A 22,014-nucleotide genomic window follows, 5' to 3' on the forward strand; every position below is an offset into this window, starting at 1 on the left:
CGGGGTGGGCTACAGCGCCGGGGCGGTGTGGTCCGGGACGGTGTGGTCCGGGCGGGTGTGCGCGATGATCTGGTGGAAGTGCCGGTCGAGGTCGTCGAGCACGGCGGCGGCCTGGGGAACGAGTTCGTCGGCCACGACGTCGGGCGGGGTCGCGGCGAGGACGCCGTGGCCGGTGCGGTCGGTGATGAGCTGGAACACCGAGACCAGCGCGGCCGCGTGCGCCCGCGCGACCGCCGGGGGCACGGCCGGGCAGGTCGCGACGATCGCCGCCGCGGCGGCGACGGCCTGCTCCTCGTACATCTGCAGACCGGCCTGGCGCAGGACCGCGCTGCTCGCGTACAGCGCCGGGAACTGGCCCCGGGCCTCCTCGAGCACCGCACCGCGGTGCCGCTCGATGTCCACGTGCACCAGCTCGCGCAACGCGTGCGCCGGACTCGTCCCGGCCGGGCGGACGGTGATGGCCCGCACGAGCCGCTCCCGGAACTCCTCGGCCCGGTCGAGCACGAAGTCCGGCTTGACCGGGAAGTAGTTGTAGACCGTCTGGCCCGAGACCTCGGCTGCCGCGGCTACGTCGGCGACCGACACCCCCTCGTACCCGTGCTCGGCGAACAGCAGCGCGGCGGTGTCGGCGATGTGCTGACGCGTCTGGGCCTTCTTGCGCTCCCGCAGGCCCGGTGTCCGTGGCATGAACCCACCGTAGGCGCAAAGTTTGTCTACGTCAAAATTTTGCTCATCTCAAATATGAGTGACGGTGCGGCCGAGTCCGGCCGCGATCCGGGTCGCGGCCCGCCACGCGAGCGCGACCGTGGTGAGCGTGGGGTTCGACGCGGTCGCGGTCGGGATCACGCCATTGCCGCCGACGTACAGGTTTCGCACGCCCCAGACCTTCAGGTCGGGGTCGCACACCGAACGCCCGTCGTCGGTCGCTCCCATGCGGACGGTGCCCTGGTAGTGCAGCGACGCGCCGCCGGCCGCCAAGGCGGGCTCTTCGGCGAAGGTGCCGACCAGCTCCGCGCTCCGGTGGGAGAGACCGCGCATGGCCTCGATCGTTTCCAGGTCGCGGGCGGTGTGCGAGTAGCGGATGGACATGCGCGGCAGGCCGTAGTGATCGGTCTCGGTCTCGCTGAACTCGACGGCGTCGCTGCACTGCAGGTCCTTCGCGCCGTACCAGGTGACGACGCCGAGGCGGCCGTCGATGCGCCCCCCGGCGCCGAACCCGTACGGCGAGTTCGCGATCGACATCACGCCGCCCTGGATGGGCCGGTCGTCGGAAAAGGGGATCAGGACGTAGCCGAGGCCCTCGACCCCGGGCGCCCCATCGCCCACGAAAGCGTCGTCGAGGTGGACGAAGGACACCATCTGCAGGTGGTCGTTGAGGTAGCGGCCCAGCGCGGGCGGGCGTACGCCCGAGGCGAACAGGACCTGCGGGGTGCGCAGACCGTCGGCGCAGACCACGACCCGGCGGGCCCGGACCACCGACACCTCCCCCGTTCTCCGGTCCTGCAGCTCGGCCCCGATCGCCACACCGTTTTCGACGATGACCCGGCGCGCCAACGTTTCCGCGCGCAGTTCGAAGCCGGGGGTGGTCTCTTCGAGTTCGCCGAGGATCGAGCCGGTACCCGAGAAGCGCAGTTCGGCGCCGTCCCACCGGGCAGCGATCGGCATGAAGCCCACCGGCGGCCGGCCCGGACCCTCGAACGCCTCGGCCATCGTCTTGCGCAGCGCCCCGGCGACGCCCTGGTCGCTGCCGAAAACCGTCACGCCGAGCAGGGCCTCCGCGTGGTCGAGCGCGGCGTCGAGTTCTCCGGCCGCGATGAAGGGGACGCGTTCGGACTGCTGCGGGCGCGGGCATCCCCCGGCCCAGTGCACCCCCATCCCGCCGACCCCGCTCGCCATACTGGCGGCCGGCAGCCCCACCTCACCGTCGGCGAGCACGGGCCGCGGGTCCACGAAGAACAGGCCGGGCGGCACGACCGGCCGGAACTGCATCGACGGGTCGGCGCTGCCGGCCGGCGCCGTCGACCGCTCGATCCCGGCGTCCGGACCCTGGGTCAGCCGCTCCGCGGTCCGCCGGTCGGCCCGCGACAGGTTGTGCGTGTGCTCGCCACGCCGTCCCGGCAGCCGCGGACCGACCTCGGCCATGAGGATCCGCGCCCCCGGCACCGCGTCGCCGATCGTCCGGGCGTAGGTCGCGCCGGCCGGGCCACTGCCCACGATGACGACGTCGACGTCAGGAGTTGCAGTCATCTCAGGAAGCCCTTCGCTCACTCTGCCCGCACATCGCGCGTGACGTCGACGTTCGACGCCTCGGCTTCGACGCCGGCCGGCTCCGTGCGAGAGACGCCTCAGCCGGTGTTCAGGCTCCGGCGGTCGCGGACCGCGATTCGGCCACGCTCATCACGTATTCGCCGTAGCTCGACTTCCCGAGCTTCTCCCCCAGCGCGTGGCAGTGGGCGGCGTCGATGTAGCCCATGCGCAGGGCGATCTCCTCGACGCAGGCGACGCGGACACCCGTGCGGTCCTCGATCACGCGCACGAACTGGCCGGCCTCCAGCAGCGAGTCGTGGGTGCCGGTGTCCAGCCAGGCGAAACCCCGGCCGAGGTCGACCATCCGCGCGCGGCGCTGCCGCAGGTACCGGTGGTTGACGTCGGTGAGCTCCAGCTCGCCGCGCGCGGACGGCCGCAACGAGGCGGCGATGTCGAGCACGTCGTTGTCGTAGAAGTACAGTCCGGTGACCACCCGGTCCGACCGGGGCCGGGCCGGTTTTTCCTCCAGGGAGAGCAGGCGTCCTGCCGCGTCGACCTCGACCACGCCGTAGCGGTGCGCGTCCTCCACCCGGTGGCCGAACAGGACGCATCCGTCCAAATCGGACTTGGCCTGTTCGAGCACGCCGGAGAAACCCGGTCCGTGGAACAGGTTGTCGCCCAGGATCAGCGCGACCTGGTCGTCGCCGACGAAGCGGCGGCCGATGACGAACGCTTCGGCCGGTCCGTTCGGCCGGTCCTGGAGCGCGTACTCGATGTTCAGCCCGAGCTGGTCCCCGGCGCCGAGCAGCCGGCGGAAGCCGGGGAGGTCCTCGGGCGGGGAGATCACCAGTATTTCGGTGATGCCCGCGAGCATCAGCACCGAGAGCGGGTAGTAGATCATCGGCTTGTCGTACACGGGAAGCAACTGTTTCGACGTCACCTGGGTGATCGGGTGCAGTCTCGAGCCGGTGCCGCCGGCGAGAATGATGCCTTTCACGGTCTCTCCCAACCTGGGGCGCGGATCCACGGCGGGCCCACTGTGCCAACGGCCCGTGGAAGATGGCTCAAACCCCGTCCGAGCCGAGTGCGAGCGCCCCCGGAGCGGGCGGTGGTCCACTCGCCGGACCGGCCTCGGGGTTACCGGAGAGCTTCACCGCCCCGGGTCGGTGGCCCCGGGGCCGATCAGAGCCGTCAGCGCGCCGAGGGTCTGGTGCCGCAGCACCGCCGTGGGGGTGAGCGGGATCCCCGCGCCGGTGGCCAGCTCCGCGACCCGGACCGCCAGCAGCGAAGTGCCGCCGAGGTCGAAGAAGTTGTCCGCCTCGGCCACTTCGTCGAGCTCCAGCAGGAACCGCCAGATCCCCGCCAGCCGTTCACCCCGCGGGCCCTCGAACGCCGGCGCGGCCAGCGCCCGGCGGTCGAGCTTGCCCCGGCGGTTGACGGGCAGCGCGGTGGCGGCGCGGATCACGGCGGGCACGCAGTACGGGGGCACCGCGCCGGCGAGGTACCCGCGGAGCTCGGCCGCCGGGGGTGGTGGCCCGGCCGGGACGAAGGTCGCGACGAGACGGACGTCGCCGGCCGGGTCGGTCTCGGCCGTGACGACGGCCTGGGCCACGGCCGGGTGCCCGGCCAGCGCGATCTCGACCTCGGCGGGCTCGACCCGGTACCCGCGGATCTTGACCTGGTCGTCGAGCCGGCCGGCGAACACGAGATCGCCCGACGGCAGCCGGCGTCCGGCGTCACCGGTGCGGTAACCGCCGTCGGTGAAGCGCTCGGCGGTCAGGTCGGGACGGCCGAGGTACCCGCGGGCGAGGCCGGTGCCGCCCAGCCAGATTTCGCCGGTGGCGCCGTCCGGGACCGGTTCACCGGCGGCGTCGAGCAGCCGGATCTCGGTGCCGTCGATCGGCTTCCCGATCGGCACCGGCGTGTCCGGCCAACGCCGCGCGCGGGCCGCGTCGATCGCGAACACGCAGCGGCCGACCACTCCCTCGGTCGGACCGTAGTGGTTGTACAGCAAGGCATCCGGTGCGACCCCGGCCCAGGACCGCAGGAGATCGGGCGGGAGGGCTTCACCGCCGATGACGTAGGCGGCACTGCGCAACCGCCGTCCGGCGGCCTCGGGCAGCAGGAGGCGCAGGTGCGTCGGCGTGAGCCGGACGAAGCCGTGCGGACGCTCCATCGCGGACAGCAGTTCCTCGGGACCGGCGTCTTCCGGCAGCAGGGTGATCGACTCACCTCGGACGAGCGGGACGAACAGGCTGGTGAAGGAGAAGTCGAACGACAGCGGCGAATGCAGGATGCTCCCGGCCGCCGCGCGCGGAAGCGTGCGCGCGGCCCAGCCGACGTAGTTGGTGAGCCCGGCGTGCTCGACCTCGACGCCCTTGGGTTTCCCGGTCGAGCCCGAGGTGTACAGGACGTACGCCAGGTCGCGCGGATCGGGAAAGGACGGCATAGGCCCGGTGGGGACCGCGGACCCGAGCGGCAGCACCGGCACCCCGGCCGCCGGTGGGGGGCCGGTGGCCGCCAGCACGGCGACGGCGCCGGAGTCTTCGACCTGGTGCGCGATCCGGGCCTCGGGCAGGGTGACGTCGATCGGGACGAAGGCGCCGCCGGACCGCAGCACGGCCAGTATCCCGATCAGCGCTTCGATGCCGCGGGGTGCGCGAACCGCGACGCACCGGCCCGGTTCCACCTCCAGCGTCGCGGCGAGCGCGTCGACCCGGTCCACGAGTTCGCCGTAACTCACCCGGGTGCCCCGGCAGTCCAGCGCGAGCGCGCCGGGCGCCTCCTTCGCGCGGTCCGCGATCTGCTCGATCACCGTGGCGGGCACGAGAGCTCCTCGGACACCACGCCGGCCAGCTCCGACCAGGCCCCGTTCGGGAAGAGCTGCCGGGCGCGGACGCCGGCCAGCCGCAGCGGCCTCGTCGTCTCGCGCTGCCAGTCCGTCCACCGCGCCGGCGTGGCCGCCAGGTCCTCCTCGGTGGCCACGACGGTGACCGGCACCGGCAACGGCGGCTCGCTCTCGTACACGTAGGACCGGCTGAGCGCGAGGTCGGCGAGCACCGGTGGCGCGAGCGCGGCGAGCAGGTCCGGATCGCCCAGAATCCGCGGATCGGTGACGCCGTTGGCGGCGAGCTCGGTGCGGACGTCGCCGATCGGGCGGGGTTCGGTCAGCCGGCCGGGCGCTTCGCAGGAAGCGACCACGAGCCGTCCGGGCAGTTTCCCGCCGTGCCGCCGCAGCTCGCGCACGAGCTCGAACGCGAGCAGCCCGCCCGAGCAATGTCCGAACAGGACGGTCGGCCGGTCGGGCAGGGTGCGCAGGTCCCGCGCGAGGCTCGAAACCGCCGCCGCCGCGTCGGCGGGCGGAGGGTCGTCGAGCCGGCTTTCGCGGCCGGGCCAGCGCACGGCCAGCAGTTCGGTGTCCGGGGGCACCAGGTTCCGCCACTCGCGGAACGGCCCGGCCCCGCCCCCCGCCCACGGCAGGCAGACCAGCCGGGCCCGCGGCTGCGCCGGCCGCGTCCAGTGCGCGATGCTCCTACCGGGCATGGGGGCTTCCCTCCTGACGGTTTCCGGAAAACGGGGGTGGACGCCGTCCGCGGCTCAGTGCGCGGCCGCGCCGGCACCGAGGTCGCGCAGGTGCAGCCGCGCGGTCCACGCCGTGGCGAGCCGCCTCGCCGCACCGGCGCTCAGCACGTCCGTGCGGTACCGCAGCTCGGCGTGGCCCTCGGGCTCGGGCCAGATCCCCAGCGCGACGTCGTGCCACGTCCGCGCCGAGCTCAGCCGCTCCCGGCCCGTGCACCGCACTCCGGGGAGGTCGAGCGTCGCCACGGCGTAGACGTGGAACTCGAAAGTGGCCTGCAGCAACGGAGAACGAGACCCACCGGCCGGCGGCTGGTAGAAGGCGCCGATCGGCATCGGCGGGGAGGCGAGGGCGGCCCGCAGCCGCTCCGCCGCGGTCTCGACCAGTTCGCCGGCCGGCGCGCCGGCGTCCGGGAACCGCACGGCCGCCGCCCACGGGAAGCAGCCGATCACGTTCTCGACCTCGGGCACCGAGCGGCCGGCCACCGGCACGTTGACCAGGACGTCACGGGCTCCGGTGACGTCGTGCAGCGCGCCGGCGTAGGCGGCCAGCAGCTCCGCGGCGGTGGCGCCCGGGCCGCCGGGCCGGGGCACCGGGAGGGTGTCCGCCGGACCGACCTCGGCCCGGTCGTCGCCGAACGGCAGGGCCGTGGCCCCGGCCAACTGCTCCCGCCAGTAGCGCCGCGCCCCGCGGAGCTCGGCCGCCTGGCGGCTTTCCTGGGCGGCGACGGCGCGGTAGTACGAGGTCGGCGGCCGCTGGTCGGGCGGCTCCCCGGCGGCCAGCGCGGTGTAGGCGGTGGCCAGGTCCCGCAGCAGGATCTGCTCCGACCAGCCGTCGTAGGCGGTGTGGTGCACCGAGATCGCGAGCAGGAAGCGGCGGTCGCCGAGCTCGGTGAGCCGGGCCCGGATCGGAATTTCTTCCGCCAGGGCGAAATCCCGGAGCAGGAACCGGCGGGCTTGCGCGGGCTTGCCGGTCCCGACGGTGCACACCGGGCCCACCGAACCGGGCGGGTCCACCACCGGCCGCGGACCGTCGAGGATGCGCGTGCGCAACGCGTCGTGCCAGGACGTGACGACGTCGAGGGCGCCGGCCAGCGCGCCGGCGTCGAGGGCGCCCTCCAGCCAGTACAGCCGGCGCAGCAGGTGGGCGTCTTCGCGCGGGTCGTCCAACGCGACCCGGTAGGCCATGAACTGGCTCAGGGGCAGCCCGTGGTCCCACCGGCCTTCGACGGCCCCGGCCGGTTCCCGCACGGGCAGGTCGTCGACGACCGCCGCGATCGCCGCCGGCGTCTGCGCGCGCAGCACCCGGGCCGGCGGGAGGTCGACGTCGTGGCGCACCGAAAGCCGGTTGGCCAGCTTGATCGCGAAGAGCGAGGTCGCGCCGAGGTCGAACAGGTTGTCACCGGGGGCGACCGGCTCGCCGAGCAACGACGACGCCACCTCGAGCACGGACGCGAGCGCCGATCGCTTCGCGTGGTCCTTCCCCACGGATCCCTCCCGGTCAACCGGTAACGGTGCAAGTCGCGAGCAGGTTAAGCGGAAACGGTGGAGTCTGGGTCGACCGCAGGTGGGCCTACCGTGCGACCGCGGGCGTCGTCCGGTCGAAGGACCCGGGTAGTCGATCGTTAGCACCTCGCCCGGACCGGACGCCCCCGGACAGGATCGAACTCGTCCGCATCGCCGAGCTTCCCGGAGGGGAACCACCTCATGTCCACTCGCAGCTTCACGATCGGCGCGAAGGCGGTCGTGGCCGCCGGCTTCGCCCTGACCCTCGCCTGCTCCGGGACCGCCCCGGCCTCGGCCGCCGCCCCGGCGCTGACCGCGAGCCCGAGCAGCGGCCTCACCGACGGGCAGGTCGTGGCCGTGTCCGGGACCGGCTACGCGGCCGGCTCCACGATCGTCCTGCTGGAGTGCGACGCCGCCCAGCCGGCCGGCCGGGCGTGCGACAAGGCGGACCTCGTCGGAACCGTCGCCGGCGCCGACGGCACGCTGGCCGCGAAGCTCACCGTCCACCGGGCGTTCCAGGCGGTCGACCTGAGCACCGGCGCGGCCGGGGCCACTGTGGACTGCGCGACCGCGCACTGCGTGATCGCTTCCGCCGACACCAGCGACACCGGCACCGCGGGCGCCGGCGTCTCGATCACGTTCGGCTGACCCGCCCGTGAGCCCGGTGCCGGTCACGCGCCCTCCCTCCCCCAGCCGGCCGTGACCGGCACCTTCCCGAAAATGGTTCAGACCGCCAAGGAGGAGGCCAGGTGGGCCGCCATCTCGTTGGGCGTCGGCAGCCGCCGCATCGCGTCGCGCACGCTCGCGGTCGCCGCCGCGCAGTCCGGGTCGCCGAGCATCCGGGCGGCCTTCTCGCGCAGGACCTCGTCGGTCGCGTCCGAGGGCAGCACGAACTCGCCACAGCCGTTCTGCGCCAGGAGTTCGGCGTTGAGCGCGGTGTCGGTCATCTGGGGCACCAGCAGCTGCGGGGTGCCGGAGGCCAACGCGGTCATCACCGTACCGAGCCCGGCGTGCGAGATCACCAGGTCGCACCGCGGCAGCAGGGCGTTGAACGGGACCCCGGACACCACCCGGACGTTGGCGGGCAGCTCGCCGAGCAGGTCGGCGTCCGCGGCGGTCACCGCGGCGACGACTTCGACGTCGAGACCGGCGACCGCGCGGACCACCTGGCCGGTCACCACCATCTTGCGGTCGAACCGGCCCGAGGACGTCCCCCAGGAGACGCAGACGCGCCGGCGCGGACTCGGCTGGTGGAGCCAGTCCGGCAGCACGCCGGGACCGTTGTACGGCACGTACTGCATCGAGAGGCGGGAGCCCGGCGACGCGATCTGGAGCTGCGGCGGGCAGGGGTCGACGCTGACGGCAGCGAGCGACGGGACCTGGTCGAGCCCCCAGTGCGCCCGCACCTCGGCGAGCGCCTCGGCCTCGAATTCGCGGAACAGCCCGGCGTAGTCGATGCCCCAGGTGTGCCGGACGGCGGGCACGCCCAGCCGGTCGGCCACCATCGGGCCCGCGTAGGTCCAGGCCTCGTACACCACCACGTCCGGCCGCCAGCGCCGGGCGAAGTCCAGCAGGCCGTCCATCATCGTCCAGCAGGCCGCCACGCCGAGCCGGCAGTTGAGGGCGCCGTGGCGGCGCATCTCCCGCCAGTGCGGCGGATTCACGCCTTCGGCGTCGGCGAGCCGGCGCAGGAAGCCGCCCATCATCGCGCCGGCGTCCACGCTTTCGCCCACCGCGGCGGCGGGCAGGCCCGAGCGCCGCACGGTACCGGTGAGCCCCGGCTGGGTGGCGACGACGACCTCGTGCCCCTGCGCCCGCAGCGACCAGGCCAGTGGCACCAGCGGGAAGTAGAGGGTGTTCCAGTTCCACGTCGTGATCAGCACGCGCACGCGACGTTCATCCTCCGATCCCGGCCACCGACAGTGCTCCGAGCGTCGGCGGGGCCGCTCGAACCGGCGTCCAGAACGGGTGGCGCGCGGTTGCCGTCCCGTTCGGGGCCGGGGCAGCATGATCCCCACCCGCACGTCCGGCCGATCCAGTGAATTCCACCCAGGGAATTCCCCGAAGAAGGAGTGCACCATGAGCAATCCCCGGCGCGAGGACACCACCCCCGCCAAGCGCTTCCCCGCGGCCGCCGTCCTCGGCTCCGCGATGCCCCTCGCCCTGGTCTGGGTGGTGCTCTACCTGACCGGCGCGGTCGACTCGGGCGCGCTGGTCGGCATCGCGATCGCGATCGTCGTGCTGGTGCTGTTCATCTGGGTGACCGCGAGCATCCGGCTGCGGCGCGGCCGCTGACCGGACCGCCGGCCGGTGGCGTGGTCACCGGCCGGGAAACGGTCACAGGCAAGCGAAAGAGACGAGATCGAGCTCCGGCAGCGGCGGTGCGTCCTTGGTGACGAACCGCTTCAGGTAGGCCCAGCCGTCCGTGCCGCCCGAGCCCAGGCTGTCGGGCAGGTACTTGCGCGCGAAGCCGTAGTGCCGACCCCGCCAGACCAGCAGCGCACGCTCGGCCACCGCGCACAGCTCGTCCAGCTCGGGACGGCCCAGCGCGGCCACCACCCGGCGCAGCGGCTGCACCTCGACGTGCGGTCCGCCGCTCAGGCCCGACAGGTGCGGGAAGCGCGCGAAGATCTCCGCCCGGCGCGGATCGTGACCGTGCACCACCAGTTCCATCAGGTGGTAGTTCAGGGACTGCACGGCACTGGCGTCGCCGGTCTCGGCACGGAAGGACAGGAACCGCTCCGGCGTGAGCGTCGTCAGCACCTCGAAGATGCCGTTGAGCAGGTCGGCGAACCGGCCGAGCTGGCGCAGCCGGAACGCCGAACCGGCCGGCCGGGCGAGCCGCCGGACCAGGAAGAACACCAGCTCGCAGGCCTGCACCGAACGCAGGAACACGTGCTCCTCGTGTTGGTCGGACTGCGGGAAGCCCGAGCAGCCGAGCAGCAGGGACGCGCGCGCGTCGTCCACGGGCAGCTCGCGCACGCGGCTCCGCGGGGTCGCGGGGAGATCGCCGATCCGCGCGGTCAGCCCGGTCAGCAGCTCGACCCGCTCGGCCAGGTACGGCAGCCGCGGCAGGGCCCGGCGCTCCAGTTCCAGCAGGTCGGCCACCGTGAGGTGCAGCGCCACGGCCGCGGCCGCCACCGGGTCGGGCGCGTCCGCCAGGAACCACTCGTGCACGTGGAGGCTGGTGTAGCGGTAGTACTCCGGGATCACCCGCGGGCTGAACGGCCGCGTCAGCAGCCGCAGCGGCAGGTTCTCCCCGGTCGGCTCGGCCGCGGCTTCCTCGTGCAGCCGCCCGAAAGCCTCCCGCTCGGCGCCGGTGAGCGCGAACCGCCCGGCCCGGCGCTGGGCCGCGGCGATGTCCGCGCAGACCCCGGTGAAGGCGGTCATCACGCCCGGCCCAGGACGAGGTGCTTGTCACGGCGGCCGCGCCGGACCTCGCAGTCGCGGAAGCCGGCCGCGGTCAGCAGCCCGACGTACTCCGCGGCGGTGCGGTGCCGGCCTTCGGTTTCGAGGTGCATGGAGAGGTTCATCGCCGCGGTGGCGAGCGGGCCGATCCCGTCTTCGTCGAACAACCGCTCCATCACCAGCACGATCCCGCCCGGACGGCACGCGCGACGGGCGGCGGCCAGCAGTTCGGCGCACGTCTCGTCGGCCCAGTCGGACAGGATGTAGCCGAAGGCGATCCGGTCCCCCTCGGGCAGGCGGTCGCGGAAGAAGTCCCCGGGCGCGAAAGCGAGGCGCCGGCCGAGGTCGAAGCGTTCGCGGGTGCGGGCGAGGGCCGGGCCGACCGCCGGCAGGTCGAACACCGTCGCGGTCAGGGCCGGCGCGGCCCGCAGCGCGGCCACGGTGAACGGCCCGCTCGCCCCGCCGACGTCGACCAGGTGCGTCGCGGTGTCCAGTTCGGACAGTGCGGCCAGCTCGGCCGAGACCCCGTGGCTGAGGTCCCACATGGCCTGCAGGAACCGCTCGGTCGCCGCTTCGTCGTGGTAGAGCCCGTCGAACGGCCGGGTGCCGGCCGGCTTGCCCCGTTCGAGGAAGCCGGCCACCTCGGACATCCGCCCGGCCGTGCTCCCGGTCAGGTGGGTGACGAACCCGCCCAGGTACCCCTCGGCCCCGGAGTCGAGGTAAGGCCGCAGATCGGCGGGCACCTCCCAGCCCTCCGCCGTGGAGTCGAGCAGGCCCGCCCCGCCGAGCACCACGAGGACCCGGTGCAGGGTCTCCCGGTCGAGACCCAGCCGGTCGGCGACCACAGTGGACGGTGCGGGCGCGGGCAGCAGCGCGTCGAACACACCGTGGGCGCAGGCCAGTTGCACCGCGTGCGTGACGTATAGCCCGTAGACCGCACGTTCGAGCCGTTCGGGGAACACGGGTTCGACCTCCTGGTCGGCGGGGCGGCTGAGGGTGCGGGACGGCGGATCGCGCGGGTCAGCAGAGGGCGCGCATGCAGGCCAGCAGGCTGCGGGCCTCGACGTTGAGGTAGCCGCTGTGCGGGATGAGCGCCGAGAGCTGCGCCAGGCTGGCCCAGCGGAAGCCCGGCGGGGTCGCGGCGAACCGGACGTCGTCGGCGACCTCCACGATCCGGTACCGGTTTTCGGCCCGGTAGAACCGGCCGCCCTCCTCGGAGAGGACGACGTCGTACTTGACGTCCTGGCCCCGCGCCGTGCGCACGTGGTCCAGGAACGCGGGCCGCCGTTCCGGGACCAGGTGCAGGTAGTTGTCCGGCATGCACTGCACGGTCGGGCCCAGTTCGACGACGTCGGGGGTGCCCGCCTCGACCCTGGTCTGCAGCAGCACTTCCAGGTACCCCCGGGCGCGGCTGGCCAGGAAGCCGACCAGACCCGTGCCGCACGGCGCGATGAGCGGCTGGGTCCAGCTGCGGACCTCGCGGCCGGTGGCCGTGACCGACATCGCGACGACCTCGAAGTAGCGGCCCTCCTCGTGGGCGATCGCCCGCTCGCCCCGGTGCCAGCGGCCGACCTCCCGCAGGGGCGCGAGCTTCGCGGTGAGTTCGCAGGCACCCTTGGCCTGGTTGAGCCAGTTCTGGAGGCCGGCCGGTTCGGGGTCCTGCCGGAAGGAGGCGATGACCGCCGGGCCCAGCTCGTCTTCGCGCCGCTCGGGCGGCCGCGCGGTGGCGTTCATCGGCAGGCAGGCCAGCACGGTGCGGCTGTCCATGTTGACCATGTTGTCCTGCCGCAGCAGTTCGTGGACCTGGCCGAGGGTGAACCACCGGAACCCTTCGTGCAGCGGCACGTCCTCGGTGATCTCGACGATGATGTTGCGGTTGCGCTTGCGGAAGAACCGGCCACCCTGCTCCGAGTGCAGCACGTCGACGAGCACGGTGCCGCGGCCGGTTTCGGTGAAGTGCTCGAGGTACTTGGTCGCCGCGCCGCCGTGCAAGCGCAGGAAGTTGCTGCGGGTGGCCTGGACGGTCGGGGAAAGCTGGATCACGTTGACGTTGCCCGGCTCCATCTTCGCCTGCATCAGCAGGCAGAGCACCCCGTCGATCTCCTTGACCAGGATGCCCAGCACCCCGACCTCCGGCTGGTGGATGATCGGCTGCGTCCACGACGGCACCACCCCGGCGGGATCGTGCACGTCGAGCCCGCGGATGGTGAAGAAGCCGCCGGAGCGGTGGCCGAGGTCGCCGGTCCCCGGGTCGAACGACCAGCCGTCCAGCTCGGCGAACGGGATGGCCTCGGTCGTGTAGCTGCCGCGCGCGGCCCGCTCGGCGAACCAGGCGGTGACTCCATCCTGCCCGCCGAGGGTCGGCGTGCTGAGCGTGGCCGCCGATTCCAGGAACCGGTCCAGCATGTCCCGCGGAACGAGAGTGGAGGGAGAAGTCACCACCGGTGCACCTTCCTTCGAAAGGAGTTCGGGTGCCCACACTCACCGGGACTACTCGAATCACCCTCGAAGACCGGGCGTGGCCAAGGCCCTGGGGGCTCAGCCGGGGAAGAGCCCGCGCTCCATCGCCACGGTGACCGCCGCCGTGCGATCGCCCACGTCGAGCTTGGCGAACATCCGCACCAGGTGCGTCTTCACCGTGGTCTCGCTGATGTGCAGCTCCCGGCCGATGTCCGCGTTGGTCAGCCCCCGGGCCACCAGCCGCAGCACCTGGGTTTCGCGCGGGGTCAGCAGTTCCGGCTCGGCCGGCACCGGGGCGGGGCTGCGCAGGTGGTTCACCAGCTTCGCGACGATCGCCGGCGACAGCACGGTCTCGCCGCCCGCCGCGGCGCGGATCGCCGCCGCCAGCTCCTCGGGGGTCGCGTCCTTGAGCAGGTAGCCCGAAGCACCCGCCTCGACCGCGTGCACGATGTTCTGGTCGGTGTCGTAGGTCGTGAGGATGAGCACGCGGCAGCCCGGCACCTCGGCCACGATCCGCGCGGTCGCCGCGACCCCGTCCAGCTCGGGCATCCGCAGGTCCATCAGCACGACGTCCGGCCGGAGCCCGGCGGCCACCGCGACGGCCTCGGCCCCGTCGGCCGCCTCGCCGACGACGTCGAAGTCCGCCTCCAGCGCGAGCAGCCCGGCCAGTCCCGCGCGGACCACCGGGTGGTCGTCGGCGAGCACGATCCGGATGCTCAACAGGTCACCTCGATCGTGATGGTCGTGCCCGCACCGGGCGTGCTGGACACCGTCATCATGCCGGAGACCTGCTCGACCCGGGCGCGCATCCCGGCCAGGCCGAAGCCCGCGACGCCGCCGGTGACGAAGCCGCGGCCGTTGTCGGAGACCTCCAGCTGCACCGACCGGGCCTGGTAGCGCACCCGCACGCGCACCCGTGAGGCCCGGGCGTGCTTGCGCACGTTGGCCAGTGCCTCCTGCACCGCGCGCAGCAGCACCACCTGGACGTCCGTCGACGGCGCCCGCGGCTCCCCGAGCACCTCGGCCGTCGCTTCGATGTCCAGCTCCTGCGCCAGCCGGGCGACCACCTTGCCGATGGCCGCGTCGAGCGGGGACGCGCTCAGCCCGGCGGGCCCGGAGGCGCTGATCACGGCGCGCACCTCGGCCAGGTTTTCCGTCGCCGTCCGCTGCGCCAGCGCGAGCCGTTCGCGGGCCCGCTGCGGGTCGGCCGGGATGGCCGCGTCGGCCGCGCGGATCAGCATCAGCAGGCTGGTCAGGCCCTGCCCGACGGTGTCGTGGATCTCCTGCGCGAGCCGGTAGCGTTCGGACTGCACGCCCGCCTCGTGGTAGGACTCGGTCAGCTCGCCCCGGACGTTCTCCAGCTCGGCGATCAGCTCGCCGCGCCGCCGGTTCTCGGTGAGCAGCTGGGTCACGAAGAACCCGACGAGCAGCGCGAACAGCCACATCGTCGCGGTCTGCACGGCGACGTCGGACACCGCGCCCGGCGTCCAGCCGCGCTGGGCCAGGATCAGCGAGTCACTGGCCAGGGTGACGGCGAGGCAGGCCCACACCGCGATCCGGATGGGCTCCAGCAGGGCGAACGCGGCCGGCAGGAGCACGTACAACGCGATCGACATCAGCCCGTCGACCGCCACCATCCCCAGCGTTCCGGCGAAGGCCAGCGCGAGGAAGAGCCAGCCGTACCCGGCCGGCGCCGTGCCGCCCAGCGCGGGCGCGCCCACGACCAGGTAGGCGAACGCGATGAGCGCCACCACCAGGTAGATGATCCAGGGATCGCGCTCGTAGGCGGCGAGCACGACGAGCACGACCCCCATCAGCGCGAAGGACGCGTGCCACCCCAGCAGGATGCGCAGCAGCCAGCCCTGGCCGCTGGCGTCCTTCTCCGCCGAAGTCACCGGAGCCTTCACCCGTCGTCGCGGCCCTTCCAGCGGAACGTCGTCAGGCACAGCGCCAACCCAAGCACGCCGTACCCGGCGAGCACCAGCGCGACCCGCCCGTGGGCCCAGGACATCCCGGGTTCGTACTGCTGGAAGGCGTCCGGCAGGAAGACCGAGCGCATGCCCTGGCAGAGCCACTTGAGCGGGAACACCGCGGCGATCTTCTGCAGCAGGTCCGGCAGCTGGTTGAACGGGATGAACACCCCGGAGATGAACTGCAGGGTGATCACCGGCAGGAACACCATCGCCCCCGCGCTCGCGGCCGGCACCACGCTCGAATAGGCGAGCCCGAGCAGCGTGCACGCGATGATGCCGAGCACGTAGACCCACAGGAACGTCAGCCAGTGCGCCGCGTCGGACGGCAGGTGCAGTCCGAAGAAGAGGGTGCCGATCCCGAGCAGCACCACCGCCTGGCCGAGGCTGGACACCAGCACGACCGCGATCTTGCCCGCGAAGTAGGCGCTGCGCGGCATCGGCGTCGCGCGCAGCCGCTTCAGCGTGCCGTTCGCGCGCTCGCCCGCCACCTGGAGCACCATGCTCTGGAACGAGGTCGACAGGATGCCGACCCCGAGCATCCCGGTGACGTAGATCTGCTGGGCGTCCACGCCGGTGTCCCCGATCCGGCCCCGGAAGATGCTGGCCAGCAGCACCAGCATGATCACCGGCAGGGCGAAGGTGAAGACCACCTGGCCCTTCTCGCGGAAGAACTGCTTGATCTCCAGCGAGCCGCGCGCCAGCCCGATCCGCCACACGGGCACCGGGAGCCGGATCGTGCGGTCCGCGGTCTTGGTCAGCTCACTCACCGGTCGCTCCGATCATGGTCAGGTAAACGTCCTCGAGGGTCGGCCGCCGCACGGCGAGGCCGGGGATGTCGTCGCCGAACCGCGCGGCCAGCTCCAGCACGGTCCGCGTCGGGTTCGGGCTCTCCACCTGGTGCGGGCCCTCGTCGTCGGTCCAGGAGACGACGGCCTTGAGCAGGTGCCGCCCGCCCAGCCGCGCCGGAGTGTCGACGTCCACGAGCCCGCCCCGGCTCAGCACGCCGACCCGGTCGGCCAGGTGCTCGGCCTCGTCCAGGTAGTGCGTGGTCAGCAGGACCGTGGTGCCCGCTTCGCGCAGGCTCGCCACCAGGTCCCAGAACTGCCGCCGAACCTCGGGGTCGAACCCGGTGGTCGGCTCGTCGAGGAAGAGCAGCTCCGGGCGGCCGACCAGGCCGAGCGCCACGTCGAGGCGCCGCCGCTGGCCGCCGGAGAGCTGCACGGCCCGCTTGCTCTCGTGGCCGCTCAGCCCGACCGCGTCGATCAGCTCCGCCGGCCGCCGCGCGTCCGGGTAGAACGAGGCGAAGTGCGTGAGCACCTCGCGCACCGTCAGCTGCGCGTAGTCCTGCGAGTCCTGGAGGACGACCCCGACCCGGGTCCGCCAGGCCAGGCTCGCCTTCCCGGGGTCCTCGCCGAGCACGTCGACCTCCCCGGAGTCCCGGGTGCGGAAGCCCTCCAGGATCTCGGTCAGCGTCGTCTTGCCCGCGCCGTTCGGCCCGAGCAGCGCGAAGATCTCGCCCTGTTCGACTTCGAGGTCCGCGACGTCGAGCGCCACGGTGTCCCGGTACTTCTTCTGCAGGCCGCGCGCCCTGATCACGGTGTCCTTCAGCATGGGCGCCAGGCTAGCCAGCCCGCGGACCGGGCAGCGAGGTGCGAACGATCGATCCGCGGCGTCGTCCGTTCGAAGGACGAGTCCCCCGCGTGAGCCGCATTGGACGCGCCTTCGAGTTCGCCCCCCGACGATCCGGGCTGGGCCGACCCGGACCGAGAGGAGCACCGGTGGAGATCATCGGACGCGGTTTCATGGCCAAGAACCTGCGGGAACACGGCATCCACCAGCCGCGCACGGTCATCCTCGCCACCGGCGTCGCGACCACGACCGTGACCTCGCAGGACGACTACGGCAAGGACGCGCTGGGGCTGTACGACACCCTCCGCCGCTGCCGCCGCACCGGTGAGCGGCTGGTGTACCTGTCGACGGCGTCGGGCGCGATGTACGGCGCGGCCGACTGCCCGACCCGCGAGGACGACGTGGTCTTCCCCCCGCTCGCCTACGGCCGGCACAAGCTGGCCATGGAGGCGGTGGTCGCCCGTTCCGGAGTGGAGCACCTGATCCTGCGGATGACCAACCTGGTCGGCCACAACCAGCGCGCCCACCAGCTGCTGCCGGCGCTGGTCGCCCAGGTGCGGTCGGGCCGGGTGCGCGTCTACGAGCGGGCGCACCGCGACCTGCTCGACGTCGAGCACGCGATCTCCATGATCGACATCCTGCTGACCCGCCGGGTGTGCGGCCAGGTCGTCAACCTCGGCTCCGGGGTGGCGGTGCCGATCGACGACATCATCGGGCACATCGAAAGCCGGCTCGGCCGGACCGTCGAACGCGAGTACTGCCCGCAGCCGCCGCGCACGACCTCGGCCGCGCCGGTCTCGCTCGCGAAGCTGACCCGGCTGATCCCCGACGTGGTGACCCGCTTCGGCCTCGGCCCGACGTACTACCAGCGGGTCCTCGACCGCTACCTGACGGCACCGGTCCTGACCTGAAGGGGCCCGGCCCACCCCGAAGGGGGCTTCCCGCCCATCCGGCGCGGGAAGTCCCCTTCGGTGCCGTCAGGTCACCAGTGCGGGGCGCGCGGCATCCACCGCGGGATGCCCCCTTCGGCGTTCCGGCCCTTTTCGAGGAACGCGATGTTGTGGTAGACGTGCAGGCCGACCAGCCCCGCTTCGGTGGCCGACGGTTCGCCGGCCCCGTCGCGCTCCTGGTGGTGCAGGTCGTCCAGCAGCGTCTTCAGCAGCCCGAGCATCGTCGTGGACGTCCCGAAGTCGCGGTCGTCCCCGCCGTACCCGGGCAGGTACGAGGTCCACAGGTCCTCGATCACGTAGAAGCCCCCGGTGCGCACGTGCGGGAACAACGCCCGGAACGAGGTGAGCACGTGCTCGTTGATGTGGCTCCCGTCGTCGATCACGATGTCGAACGGGCCGTGTTCCTTGGCCAGCGCGTCGAGCTGGGCCGGGTCGTTCTGGTCCCCGCGCACCACGGTCAGCCGCGGTCCGGAGAACCGGGACTTGTCGAAGTAGTCGAGGCCGAACACCGAGGCCCGCGGGAAGTAGCGGCGCCACATCTTCAGCGAACCACCCCCGGACGCCTCGTCGTCGTAGCCGCCGACCCCGATTTCCAGCAGCCGCAGCGGTTCCTCGCGCAGCGGCGCGAAGTGCCGCTCGTAGTGCTGGGTGAACCAGTGCGTCTGGCCCCACTTGTCCGAGCCGTACCGGACGGCCAGTGCCCCCAGGTCCGGCGCCCGCGCCGAGAGCGCCGCGGTGAGGGTGGCCGAAGCGGCGGCGATGGAGGGCTGGCGCTCGCGGGGCGGGAAGTGGGTGTCCAGCGCGGTCGCCAGTTCGTAGGCGCGGGCGGGCGACGAGCGCCCGCGCGAAGGACCCCACAGCTCGGCGACCAGCTCCTCGGCCTCGTAGCGCAGCCGGACGTCGCGGCCGGGGTGCCGTCCCGGCCGCACGCGCACCGGCTCGCCGGCCCGCAGCACCCACGTGTGTTCGGAAACCTCCGGTCCGTCCGAGATGGACAGTCCGATGTGGATTTCGAACGGGTTCGCGGGCGGGTCGAGCCGCAGCTCCCACTCGGCCACCGCGAGCTCGGCGACCCGGGCGAGACCGAGCTCGTCCAGCGCCGCGCGGATCTCCTCCGGACGGCCGCTCGCGGCCCGGACCAGGGATTCGATGTCAGGGGTCACAGTTGTCCCTCCAGTGCACGCACGACCTGCGTCACGTGCTCGATGAGCCGGGTGGCGAGGCCGCGGGCCCGCTCCTCGCCGATCGCGTCGGTCCGGTACCGCAGCACCCCGCCGACGGCCGGGTGCGGCCACAGTTCCAAGGTGATCTCCGGCAGCGCGTTGCGCGGCGGCACGCGGACCAGTTCGGCCCGCGCGTCGCCGAACCGCACCGCCGCCGGGGGCATCTCCTCCTGCAGCAGGTAGGCCTGCAACAGCGGATGCCGCTGGTGGCCCTCGGGAATCGCCGGCATCACCGCGGCCAGCGGCACCAGCGGGGGCCGCATCACCTCCTGCAACTGCCGCGCGGCCGCCGCGGCCAGCTCGGCCGGGTCGTCGATCCCGGCGGGCGGGCGCATCGGCACCATGCTCGCGAGGCACCCGATGACGTCGCCGGCCTCCTCGGTGAACCGCCCGGTGGTCGGCAGCGCGACCGCCGGTGACGGCTCGCCGGTCAGCTCCCGCAGGAGCAGCACGTAGGCCGCGTAGAAGAGGGCCATCACGGTGCCGCCGACCGCGGCGGCGGCCCGGCCGACCGCCGGCAGCAGCACCTCGTCGATGTCGAGGCCGACCTCGGCCGCCGGTCCGCCCCACGGCCGGGGGCCGGGCAGCGGGAAGCGCAGTTGCGGCGCGTCGGCCATGGCCGTCTGCTTGGTGTAGACCGCGACCGGGTACCGGTCGCGGTACTGCTCCCACTGCTCGGCCGAAACCCGGTAGTAGCTGGCCGGCCACTGCGCCAGGCCCGGCCGCCCGGCGCGGAAGGCGTCGTAGGCGCGGACCAGGTCCGCGGCGAAGACCTGTCCGGACCAGCCGTCGAACGAGATGTGGTGGATCCCCACGGCGAGCACCGATTCGGTCGCGGACACCGGGTAGTACGCGGCCCGGATGGGGAAGTCGGCCCCCAGGTCGAACGGGCGCATCACCCAGGCACACGCGTCGCGGACCGCGTCCGCCGTCGTGGCCGCCGGGCGGTCGGTCAACAGCCCGGCCAAGTCGGCGGCCGGGTGGATCCGCACCTTCGGCGTCCGGCCGCCCTCGGCGAACCGGGCCCGCAGCACCTCGTGCCGGGCGACGACGTGGTCGAGCGCGCGGGCGAGCGCGTCCCGGTCGACGGCGCCGCGCACCCGGTAGATCACCGGCACGACGGCTTCCTCGAGGTGGCCGGCCTGCTTCTGGGCGTGCCAGAACTCGGCGACGGTGAACGGGACGTGACCCGGCTCGTACGCGGTCTCCGGTCCGGGGTCGTGGTGGCCGGCCGCCCCGGGCTCCAGGTCCGGCGCCGTGGCCACGGCCGCGGCGATGGCCCGCGGGGTGCGCGCGGCGAGGATGCCGGGCACCGCGACCAGCCGGCCGAACCGCGCGCCGATCCGCGTGGAGATGCGGATCGCGGTGAGCGAGGTGGCGCCCCGGCCGAAGATGTCGTCGTCGACGCCCACCCGGTAGCCGAGCACCTCGGAGGCGACCTCCCGCAGGGTGGCTTCGAGGCCCTCGCCGTCTTCGGCGGAGGGCACGGACGGCACGGCGCCCGCACCCGCCGCTTCGGCGAGCGCTCGCTGGTCGAGCTTGCCGTTGGGCAGCCGGGGGAACTCCGCCACGGCGAGGACGACGTCGGGGACGAAGCCGGCGGGCAGGACCGCGGCGACGGCCTTGCGCACCAGCTCGGGCGGCACGCCTTCGCCGAGGTAGAACGCGGCCAGGCTGGTCTTCACCGCTCCGTCGAACGGCAGCGCCACCACCACGCCCGCGGAGACCCCGGGTGCCGCCTCGATGATCCGCTCGACCTCCTCGGCTTCGATCCGGACCCCGCGGACCTTGAGCTGCCGGTCGCGACGGCCGACGAACACCAGTTGGCCCGCTTCGTCGAGCCGCGCCAGGTCGCCGGTGAAGTACGCGCGGCGGGGCACCCCGTCCAAGGCCAGCGTGGCGAACCGCTTCGCCGTCTCGGCTTCGTCGCCGACGTACCCGAAGCACACGCCGTCGCCGACCGTCACGATCTCGCCGGTCTGCCCGGCCGGGACGATCCGGCGGTCCTCGTCGAGCAGGTACACCGAGGTGTTCACCGACGGGGTGCCGATCGGAACCTGGTCGCCGAAGTCCGGGTCCGCGGTGGACCACGCGGTGGTGCTCACCGTATTCTCCACCGGCCCGTAGGCGTTGACCACCCGCAGACCGGGATGCGCGCGCAGGCACCGCTTCACGTGCGCGGCCGAAGCCCGCTCGCCGCCGACGAACAGCACCCGCGCGCCGGCGAAGCACTCGACGTCGTCGTCCACCAGCGCGTTGAACAGCGTCGACGCCATCGCGATGAGCGTCACGCCCTCGCCGATCCGCGCGCGCACCTGCGGGCCGCTCAGGTGGCCGCTGTCGTGGAGCACGACGGTGCCGCCCTTGATCAACGGCACCCAGAGCTCGAACGCGAACACGTCCCACGCCGGGTTCGCCTGCTGGAGCGAGACGATCCGGCCGTCGTGCCCGTGCCGCCGGTCGAGGGCGGTGCGGGCGATCCCGCTGTGCGGCGCGAGCGCGGCCTTCGGCACTCCGGTGCTGCCCGAGGTCAGGAACACGCAGAACGGCGTCGCGCCGTCGAGTCCGTGCGCGGGCACCGGTGCCCCGCCCGGCCGGGCATTTATGTCCAGTGTGGACACACCGGCGAACGGCTCGTGGCTCAGCAGCAGCTTCGCCCCGGTCCGCTCGATCAGCTGCCGCACCCGGTCCAGCGGCCAGTCCGGGGGCGCGCAGGCGTAGGCGGCACCGGTGCGCAGCACGCCGAGCAGCACCGCGACCAGGCGCGGGGTGCGGGGGGCCCGGACCGCCACGATGTCCCCCGGGCCGACCCCGGCCGCCGCCAGCGCCGAGGCCGCCTCCGCGGCATCCGCGACGAGCTCGGCGTAGGTCACTTCGGTTCCGGCCCACCGCAGCGCCACCGCTTCACCGCAGCGCTCGGCGGTCCGCGCGACCAGCTCTTCGATGCGCGCGCCGCCGGGGTACTGCTCCCGGGGACCGTGCAGCACGGACAGCGTCTCTGTGGTCATCAGTTCCTCCTTGGCGGCCATCCTCGGCCCCCGG

General features: G+C 73.3%; 19 protein-coding genes. 3 read left to right on the top strand and 16 right to left on the bottom strand.

Annotation, left to right across the window (positions count from 1 at the left end; all coding sequences use genetic code 11):
• Positions 1-9 precede the first annotated feature (9 nt).
• The 6 genes from NYF13_RS03925 to NYF13_RS03950 form a co-directional block, all read right to left on the bottom strand.
• A complete protein-coding gene (locus NYF13_RS03925; protein WP_315654206.1) occupies positions 10-687 on the bottom strand; it encodes a TetR family transcriptional regulator in 678 nt (225 codons plus the stop codon).
• 48 nt (positions 688-735) lie between these two features.
• Positions 736-2,247 (bottom strand): GMC oxidoreductase, encoded by a 1,512-nt coding sequence (locus tag NYF13_RS03930; RefSeq protein WP_315654207.1) that lies wholly within the window; start codon positions 2,245-2,247, stop codon positions 736-738.
• Positions 2,248-2,356: 109 nt separating this feature from the next.
• Positions 2,357-3,244, bottom strand: coding sequence for a glucose-1-phosphate thymidylyltransferase RfbA (gene rfbA, locus NYF13_RS03935; RefSeq protein WP_315654208.1), 888 nt, complete (start codon positions 3,242-3,244; stop codon positions 2,357-2,359).
• A gap of 153 nt (positions 3,245-3,397) precedes the next feature.
• On the bottom strand, positions 3,398-5,074 hold the full coding sequence (locus NYF13_RS03940; protein ID WP_315654209.1) for a non-ribosomal peptide synthetase: 1,677 nt from the start codon (positions 5,072-5,074) through the stop codon (positions 3,398-3,400).
• Positions 5,059-5,790 (bottom strand): alpha/beta fold hydrolase, encoded by a 732-nt coding sequence (locus tag NYF13_RS03945; RefSeq protein ID WP_315654210.1) that lies wholly within the window; start codon positions 5,788-5,790, stop codon positions 5,059-5,061. The genes NYF13_RS03940 and NYF13_RS03945 overlap by 16 nt, the downstream gene beginning before the upstream one ends.
• A 54-nt stretch (positions 5,791-5,844) precedes the next feature.
• Positions 5,845-7,311: a condensation domain-containing protein gene (locus NYF13_RS03950; protein WP_315654211.1), complete on the bottom strand. Its 1,467-nt coding sequence runs from the start codon at positions 7,309-7,311 to the stop codon at positions 5,845-5,847.
• A 219-nt stretch (positions 7,312-7,530) separates the two neighbouring features.
• Between NYF13_RS03950 and NYF13_RS03955 the strand changes: the two genes are divergently transcribed.
• Positions 7,531-7,977: an enediyne antibiotic chromoprotein gene (locus tag NYF13_RS03955; RefSeq protein WP_315654213.1), complete on the top strand. Its 447-nt coding sequence runs from the start codon at positions 7,531-7,533 to the stop codon at positions 7,975-7,977.
• Between the two features lie 77 nt (positions 7,978-8,054).
• Here the strand turns inward: NYF13_RS03955 and NYF13_RS03960 are convergent, their stop codons facing one another.
• Positions 8,055-9,218 (bottom strand): nucleotide disphospho-sugar-binding domain-containing protein, encoded by a 1,164-nt coding sequence (locus tag NYF13_RS03960; RefSeq protein ID WP_315654214.1) that lies wholly within the window; start codon positions 9,216-9,218, stop codon positions 8,055-8,057.
• Between the two features lie 190 nt (positions 9,219-9,408).
• Here NYF13_RS03960 and NYF13_RS03965 point away from each other — a divergent pair, with 190 nt between their 5' ends.
• Positions 9,409-9,624, top strand: a complete 216-nt coding sequence (locus NYF13_RS03965) for a hypothetical protein (RefSeq protein WP_315654216.1) — start codon at positions 9,409-9,411, stop codon at positions 9,622-9,624.
• Between the two features lie 42 nt (positions 9,625-9,666).
• Here the strand turns inward: NYF13_RS03965 and NYF13_RS03970 are convergent, their stop codons facing one another.
• From NYF13_RS03970 to NYF13_RS04000, 7 genes are all read right to left on the bottom strand, one after another.
• Positions 9,667-10,719, bottom strand: coding sequence for a hypothetical protein (locus NYF13_RS03970; RefSeq protein ID WP_315654217.1), 1,053 nt, complete (start codon positions 10,717-10,719; stop codon positions 9,667-9,669).
• Entirely contained in the window at positions 10,719-11,699 is a 981-nt protein-coding gene (locus tag NYF13_RS03975; RefSeq protein ID WP_315654219.1) for a methyltransferase, read from the bottom strand. The genes NYF13_RS03970 and NYF13_RS03975 overlap by 1 nt, the downstream gene beginning before the upstream one ends.
• Before the next feature lie 58 nt (positions 11,700-11,757).
• Positions 11,758-13,179 carry an NDP-hexose 2,3-dehydratase family protein gene (locus tag NYF13_RS03980; protein WP_315654220.1) on the bottom strand — a complete coding sequence of 474 codons (1,422 nt, stop codon included), beginning with the start codon at positions 13,177-13,179 and terminating at the stop codon, positions 11,758-11,760.
• 96 nt (positions 13,180-13,275) lie between these two features.
• Positions 13,276-13,917, bottom strand: a complete 642-nt coding sequence (locus NYF13_RS03985; RefSeq protein ID WP_315654222.1) for a response regulator transcription factor — start codon at positions 13,915-13,917, stop codon at positions 13,276-13,278.
• A complete protein-coding gene (locus NYF13_RS03990; RefSeq protein WP_315654223.1) occupies positions 13,914-15,092 on the bottom strand; it encodes a sensor histidine kinase in 1,179 nt (392 codons plus the stop codon). Before NYF13_RS03990 ends, NYF13_RS03985 begins: the two co-directional genes overlap by 4 nt.
• An 8-nt stretch (positions 15,093-15,100) precedes the next feature.
• Positions 15,101-15,937 carry an ABC transporter permease gene (locus tag NYF13_RS03995; protein WP_315654224.1) on the bottom strand — a complete coding sequence of 279 codons (837 nt, stop codon included), beginning with the start codon at positions 15,935-15,937 and terminating at the stop codon, positions 15,101-15,103.
• Positions 15,930-16,781, bottom strand: a complete 852-nt coding sequence (locus tag NYF13_RS04000) for an ABC transporter ATP-binding protein (RefSeq protein ID WP_315654226.1) — start codon at positions 16,779-16,781, stop codon at positions 15,930-15,932. Before NYF13_RS04000 ends, NYF13_RS03995 begins: the two co-directional genes overlap by 8 nt.
• Positions 16,782-16,948: 167 nt before the next feature.
• On the opposite strand from NYF13_RS04000, the gene NYF13_RS04005 reads away from it, so the two are divergent.
• Positions 16,949-17,710: an NAD-dependent epimerase/dehydratase family protein gene (locus NYF13_RS04005; RefSeq protein ID WP_315654227.1), complete on the top strand. Its 762-nt coding sequence runs from the start codon at positions 16,949-16,951 to the stop codon at positions 17,708-17,710.
• A 71-nt stretch (positions 17,711-17,781) separates the two neighbouring features.
• Here NYF13_RS04005 and NYF13_RS04010 read toward each other — a convergent pair whose 3' ends face one another.
• Both NYF13_RS04010 and NYF13_RS04015 read right to left on the bottom strand, forming a co-directional pair.
• Positions 17,782-18,912, bottom strand: coding sequence for a class I SAM-dependent methyltransferase (locus NYF13_RS04010; RefSeq protein ID WP_315654228.1), 1,131 nt, complete (start codon positions 18,910-18,912; stop codon positions 17,782-17,784).
• Positions 18,909-21,980, bottom strand: a complete 3,072-nt coding sequence (locus tag NYF13_RS04015; protein ID WP_315654230.1) for an AMP-binding protein — start codon at positions 21,978-21,980, stop codon at positions 18,909-18,911. The genes NYF13_RS04010 and NYF13_RS04015 overlap by 4 nt, the downstream gene beginning before the upstream one ends.
• Between the last annotated feature and the right edge of the window lie 34 nt (positions 21,981-22,014).

The organism is Amycolatopsis sp. PS_44_ISF1, assembly GCF_032335455.1.
GTDB lineage: Bacteria > Actinomycetota > Actinomycetes > Mycobacteriales > Pseudonocardiaceae > Amycolatopsis.